Raw genomic sequence first — 6,186 nt, forward strand, 5'->3', positions numbered from 1 at the left:
TAGCGAAGATCGCTGGCCTAGTGTCAAGATAAGTGACAAAGAACTACAGAAGGTATTGGAAAACTGATCATGAACAAAGCTCAGCAAAAGATACTTGAGGCAGTCGGTGTTTTAAGCAATCATCGGCTCCGTTTTTCATATTTCTCCAAGAATAATATTCTTGATGTCAATAAAGGGTTAGATAGAATAAAAGAACCAGGCTTTGTGTGTGGTAGACAAAGAGATTGCCTCGTTTTAGCAGAGTCTTGGTTCCGTGAGAGAGGACTATACTTTTCTTGGGGGATGTTAGGTGGTGTTGTGCTTCTAAGCGTGTTTTTGTATCTGGCATTAATAATGCCATGGTTTTCTGATGTTCAGGTTGGCGTCGCAGAAATTGTGCTTCTGACATTTTTAGCATGTCTTGGTTTTTTGTTTTCCTACCCCCTTTTCTTTTCTGCCAAGAGCGAAGTTAAGACTCAAGGGCTACAGTATGCTATCTTCAATACTGACTCTAAGAACGTCCACTTCGTTAGCGAGGTCGATTTCCAGCCAAAAACCTGTCGCTGGGATGAGTGCACATTCTGTCTCGCCTATTCGGCTGGCAGCATTGAGGGCTATTATTACGAGCTAAAAGGCTACCTGTTTAACGAAGATGGGAGTGTCAGGGATAGCTTCTCGTTCGATGACTATCACTATATGACTTCGAATAGCGATAATGCCCGCCAAGCGATGATTGACGATCTGTCCGCCAGATTCGAATATGTACGCCGTTTTATGGAAGAAGGCCCTGATTCGGTAGAGCCTGTCATGGGAGGTCTTGATTTGCGGCCGAGCCTCTCAGAGGCGGCCCATCGGTTTCAGCCCAGATCCAAGGCCTCAGAGGGTAAGAAGTTCCATATCATCTACTCGATAGTTCGCACGGTGTTCTTGATTCCTTTCAGCGTACAGGTCGTGGGGCATTACTTCTTCTGCCGCTATTGTCGCCTACCACAGTGGCCGCAGAGTGTGATCGATGAGTGCGGTGAGGAGGTTTTTCCCAAGCGGTAATCTTCACCATTTTACGCGCAGTTCCATTGGTCTCGTCGCCGGGCCAACGCCCTGTAAGACGTCCAGCATCCAGCGTCTGGCTACGCGTCGCCCAGCCCAACGCTGGCTGGGGCGAAGCCGCGCGCATGAAAGCGCCCTGGCTGCACCTGGCCTCCCCGGCGGGGATCACGGCAAGCACGCCGGAATCGACCCACTTGGCGCAAGGCAAATCGCTCAGCGTGGCCAGCGGCGAAGACGTCAACATCGCCACCGGCAAGAGCCTGGTCGCCTCGATCTCGGAGAAGCTTTCGTTATTCGTCTACCGTGCCGGCATCAAATTATTGGCCGCGCGGGGCAAGGTGGACATCCAGGCGCAGTCGGACAATCTCGAGGCCACCGCGCGCCAAAACCTCAACGTCACCTCCCGCGACGAGAAGGTCGACCTTGCCGCCGCCGACGAGATTTTACTCGTCAGCGGCGGCGCCTACGTGCGCATCAAGGACGGCAATATCGAGCTGCACGCGCCCGGCAAGATCACCGTCAACGGCGCAACGAAGAGTTTTGGGGGGCCGACGCGAATGCCCGGCGCCTTGCCGAGCATGCCCGACGGAATCTGCGTGGAATGTCTGCTCAAGAATCTGTCCAGTGGATCACCCATCGTGAACGTCTCTTGAGAATGCCATGCAATTGATTGACCACTACGCGTCCGAATGGGCCAGCGAAACGCAAGCGATGATCGGCGCATGGCTGGCTCAAGAACCCCGGCCTTCTGTCTATTTGCTACTGGATGCATCTTTCAGGCACGAAACGTTGCTGGTCTTGATCAGAAAGTTGTGGCCTGAAAACTGCTGGCGCTCGCTCTATCAGGACGCGCCCAACACCAGCGAGCGCGTATTGGCGATTTCACCGTTGCTACTCGCTGTCGATAACGAAAGCTTTAGTGCCTTGGAGGTTCTTGCTCAAGAAACATCCGGCCAGCCCATGTTGAGCCTGATCGTGAGCGACGAACCATTGGAGGCACTGTGGCAACGCTTGGCCGCTTTTCGCCTCGTCACCGTGCAGGAGACGAGATACGTATTGCGACTGGCAGATACTCGCCGTCTGCCGCAAATCACCGAGATGTTGACGGAAGGGCAGCGGGCACGACTCATGAGTCACATGTCGGCGTGGCGCTATATAGGACGAGATGCCATCTGGCATGACCTGGAACTCGAGACCACTTTGACTTCCGAGCCCGGTGGTATGAGCGACGTGCGCCTCGATGAGCGACAGACGCAAACGCTGCTCGACATGAACCGAATCGATGTGCTCGTCGATGGCCTGCGGCAGCATGAACCAACGCTTCATGACGCCTTCGCGACACCGTCACAGCGTTACGCCTGGGTTGACGCGACGCTGGCCAACGCCACGGGCCCCGTCGATAGCTATTCGGAGCAGGTCGAGTGCTGTCGAAGCGCCGCGCTCGAACAGGGCTGGCTGCCGGCCTCGGTCAGTTGATAACCATACGAACAGACAAGGAATGGAATTGACCATGTACCACTTTCTGCGACGGGGGCTCGCCCTGCTCTGGCTGGTATCGCTGACGGCTTGTGGCGACGACTCGGTCAGCCTGAACATCACCGGCGTGGACTACGCCGGGCAGGGCATTGGCTCGTATCATGTCGTCGACCCGAGCGACGAACAAAACCGCGGGGGCGGCGAGCCCATCGGGCCCTACAGCGCCGGCGGCATCATGTGCTGCTATGAGGTGCCCAAAGAATGGCATGAGGGATTGAGTGTCGATGTCGTGGTCCGCTATCCCCTCGAGGGAGACACTACGGATGAGCGTTCCGAATCCTTGGCCAGGCGCAGGGCCGAGGGAACGCTGCACGAAACGATCCACGTCGAGATCCCCAAATACGACACACCGGCCCAGGGTACGCTCTGGGTACAGTTCCTGCCGGACAAGAAAGCCAATGTCGTGGTCAGCAAACTGTCACCGGATCATAAGGATTTTCCGGGAGAGGTCAGGGGATGGCCAGTGCCTTCCAAAGAATATAGAAATAAAATAATAAAACAAAGAATTGAGATAAATGATGGAGATCTAAGAAGCTTTAAAAAGGGCGTAAAAGAAAAAGATGGGACCCCAGAGCAGCTAAAAAGCTACAAAAGACACATACGAAATATAGAAAAAGAGAATGCCAAGCTAAGAGGTATGCTGCAATGAGTGCCAAACTTAGTGAGCTCTTAGGAGATCAGTTTAATGATCCCTCTAGTAGAGAGGCGTTTTTTAATGTGCAAGAAAAAACGATGTAAGAAATAAGTATGAACAGCGAGAAAAAATAGAGACTACCACCGCCCCCTGCGACACCAACCTTTTTATCGGGGTGTTCTTCGATGGCACGGGCAACAATTACGCCGACAGCCTGGATAGAAAGGATTTTAGCCAGTCCAATGTCGCGCGTCTCTACAGTGCTTATCCGGGGTTGAGCGTACCGGGCGTATTGCCTCCCGAGACAAACTGGCAGACCAATCCCTCGGATTACGATAATTTTTTCCGCATTTATACCGCCGGTGTTGGCACACGCTTTCATCCCGTGGGGGATTCCGGTGAGGGATTCTGGGACAGGACACTGGGGGCCGGCACGAGCCGACTGGGACAAGTCCGCGTTCTGTGGGGGCTGGCACAGGTCATCAATGCTCTCAGCCGCTATTTCCTCAAGCAGCCCCTCATCGACAATGCCGAGGTTCAGCAGGCCAGCGCTGTCGGCAGGATGTCCTCGACGGCCCTGCACATCAAGCCATTGTCTCATATTGCACCCGGGGATCGTATCGCCGCGCGATTGCCACAAACCCTGGTGGGCTGGTTGCGACGCCTGCACACCGCGATTGGTCCGCACATGACGCTGGCGGGGAGCAGGCCGCGCAATATCGATCCCGGCATCGTCAGGAACATCTACCTGTCAGCGTTCGGATTTTCGCGAGGCGCCGCCCTGTCGCGGGTGTTCGCCAACTGGGTGGTCCGGTTATGCCAGTGGGACGCCCAACTGACGAACCAGAGCGGCCTGACACTGGCTGGCTTCCCCGTGACGTTCGACTTCCTGGGTCTGTTCGATACGGTGGCCTCAGTCGGCATCGCCCACCTGGTGCCGGTCAGCGATGGTCATGCCGCCTGGGCGGATGCGGAGATCTCGCTGGCCATCCCGCCAGAGGTCGCCCGGTGCGTGCATCTGGTGTCCGCACATGAGAACCGCCGCTCCTTTCCGCTGGATTCGATCTATAACGACCACTCCATTGTCAATAATGGCGACGAGATCGTCTTCCCCGGCGTGCACTCGGACATCGGCGGCGGTTACCGGCCCGGCGACCAGGGCAAGGGTGTGGACAACATCGGTCGGGATTTACTCTCCCGCATTCCGTTGGCAGTGATGTACCGCGAGGCGCGGCTGTCCGGTGTGCCGCTCAAGCTGGAGCAGGCCCAGGTGGACATTCAGGATGGCTTCAAGATCACGCCACAGACTATCAATGCCTTCAATCGCTATCTCGATACCTACGAAGTGACCTCCGGCGAGACGGGGCAGATCATGCGTGAGCATTGGCGCCGTGCCATCGAGTGGCGCCTGGATAATCACCGTGCGGGGGGCGTGTCGGTCTTGGAAAGCTATCAACGCGCCTCACACTATGATCAGAACAACCTGTCCAGCGCCTACACCCAGTTTTACGAGGAACTCCAACGATTTGCGAAGTGGGAGGCGTGGGTCAGCAAGGGTGATTGGGAGCAGGCATTCGTGTCGATCCGCGACTTTCTCATCATGGGCCCCGGCTGGTATTACTATGACATGGTCAACGAGCGGGGCCTGGATCCCTCGCTCATCGACGACTGGCGGCGGATATCGGCCTTCAAGGACCAGCTCGGGCCGTCACCTCAGGCCATCGCCACGCTGATGGATGAGTACGTCCATGACGCGATTGCGGGGTTTTTGACCGAATGGGAGAGCCGGGATGAGGTCATTACCTACCTGAGAATATTGGTTGCCAAAAAGCACGTAATCGATAACGGAGATATCGAGAGCCGACGCGGCATCACCCCCAGCGACGAGGAGCGTGAGCGTGCAGAGTATTACGAACGGACCCGCCGGATTCCCCCCATGCATGATCTGGGCGGGCGGGAAAGCTTTCTGCTGGGGGGCGGCTACCTGCGCTTTCGCCGTATATACGCCGGTGCCGATGACCAACTGCTGACCCTCCTGGCGCCGGAGTATCGGCCGGGCACGCATCAGTCGGGCTACGCCCGTCACGAGACGGGGACAGCGTCCCGTGGTGCGAGGGTGTAAACGGCGACTCGCTCGATAAGCGCGGAATGCCCGTGTATCGCCAAACGGGGCGTGTAGTCGATGACTATGCCGAAGAGGTCGGTGCCTTTCACCAGGCTTTACAGGACGTGACCTGATGTATTTCGTTGAGTGGCTGATGCGCCGGACCCTGACGGCGAGCAAGAAGGATATCACCGGATTCGAAGGTGATATGAAGCAGTTCGAGAAGGCGACCGAGAAATACGGTAAGCAGTATCGGGGCATGCAGGAACGGCAGGTCAGCGACGCGCCATCCGATGCGCGCTCCATCTACAAGATGAATGACACCTATATGGATGTCAGGACTTTCTTCGATGAGTGGAGAGGGGGGGTGTTATTGGGTCTAAGCCCTTTGCTTTTAGGGCTGTTTTTTTTTCCGTATTTGCTAGCTAGCCCAACTAGTATATTTTGGACTGGCGCGATGCCTAATACAGGAAGAGTCGCCGAGGTTACAGACTATATTGCAATATTAGGCACTTGGGGGCTATGGGTCGTAATGGTGGCTGCATTTTGGTACCTCTTCTGGATATTCCGGATGGAGTGTCTGGTCCAGCGTCATATCGTGGTTCGTTTCAATCGCAAGACGCGCAAGATCACCATCAATCGGCCCAATTTCGCCGGTGGCAATCAGGTCTATGACTGGGACGATGTGGTGGCCTCGGTCGATCCCGACGATCAGGTAGTGACCAAGCAGCGCAAGCGCGAAATCCTGATGCTGTTCTTTTTCAAGCAGCGTACCGGTGCCGAGCATCACGACGTGGTCTTTCTCGGGGCGCCGTTGCGCAGCGATCATGAGCTCTATGCGCTGTGGGAATACATCCGCCGCTATATGGAAGAGGGGCCAGAAAGC

At 55.9% G+C, this 6,186-nt stretch carries 6 protein-coding genes; all 6 read left to right on the plus strand.

The annotated features are described in order from the left end of the window. Positions 1-69 precede the first annotated feature (69 nt). Positions 70-1,026, plus strand: a complete 957-nt coding sequence (locus OP494_RS16970) for a hypothetical protein (RefSeq protein ID WP_280542739.1) — start codon at positions 70-72, stop codon at positions 1,024-1,026. Between the two features lie 26 nt (positions 1,027-1,052). Beyond that, on the plus strand, positions 1,053-1,679 hold the full coding sequence (locus OP494_RS16975; RefSeq protein ID WP_280542742.1) for a DUF2345 domain-containing protein: 627 nt from the start codon (positions 1,053-1,055) through the stop codon (positions 1,677-1,679). A gap of 7 nt (positions 1,680-1,686) precedes the next feature. Then, positions 1,687-2,502 (plus strand): DUF4123 domain-containing protein, encoded by an 816-nt coding sequence (locus tag OP494_RS16980; protein WP_280542744.1) that lies wholly within the window; start codon positions 1,687-1,689, stop codon positions 2,500-2,502. Positions 2,503-2,536: 34 nt separating this feature from the next. After that, positions 2,537-3,211, plus strand: coding sequence for a DUF3304 domain-containing protein (locus OP494_RS16985; RefSeq protein WP_280542745.1), 675 nt, complete (start codon positions 2,537-2,539; stop codon positions 3,209-3,211). Positions 3,212-3,371: 160 nt separating this feature from the next. After that, entirely contained in the window at positions 3,372-5,318 is a 1,947-nt protein-coding gene (locus OP494_RS16990; RefSeq protein ID WP_280542747.1) for a DUF2235 domain-containing protein, read from the plus strand. Between the two features lie 115 nt (positions 5,319-5,433). After that, positions 5,434-6,186 (plus strand): DUF6708 domain-containing protein (locus OP494_RS16995; protein ID WP_280542749.1); only part of this gene is annotated, 753 nt, incomplete at its 3' end.

Origin of the sequence: Chromohalobacter sp. 11-W, from assembly GCF_029889905.1 — a bacterium.
In the GTDB taxonomy this organism is placed as follows: domain Bacteria; phylum Pseudomonadota; class Gammaproteobacteria; order Pseudomonadales; family Halomonadaceae; genus Chromohalobacter.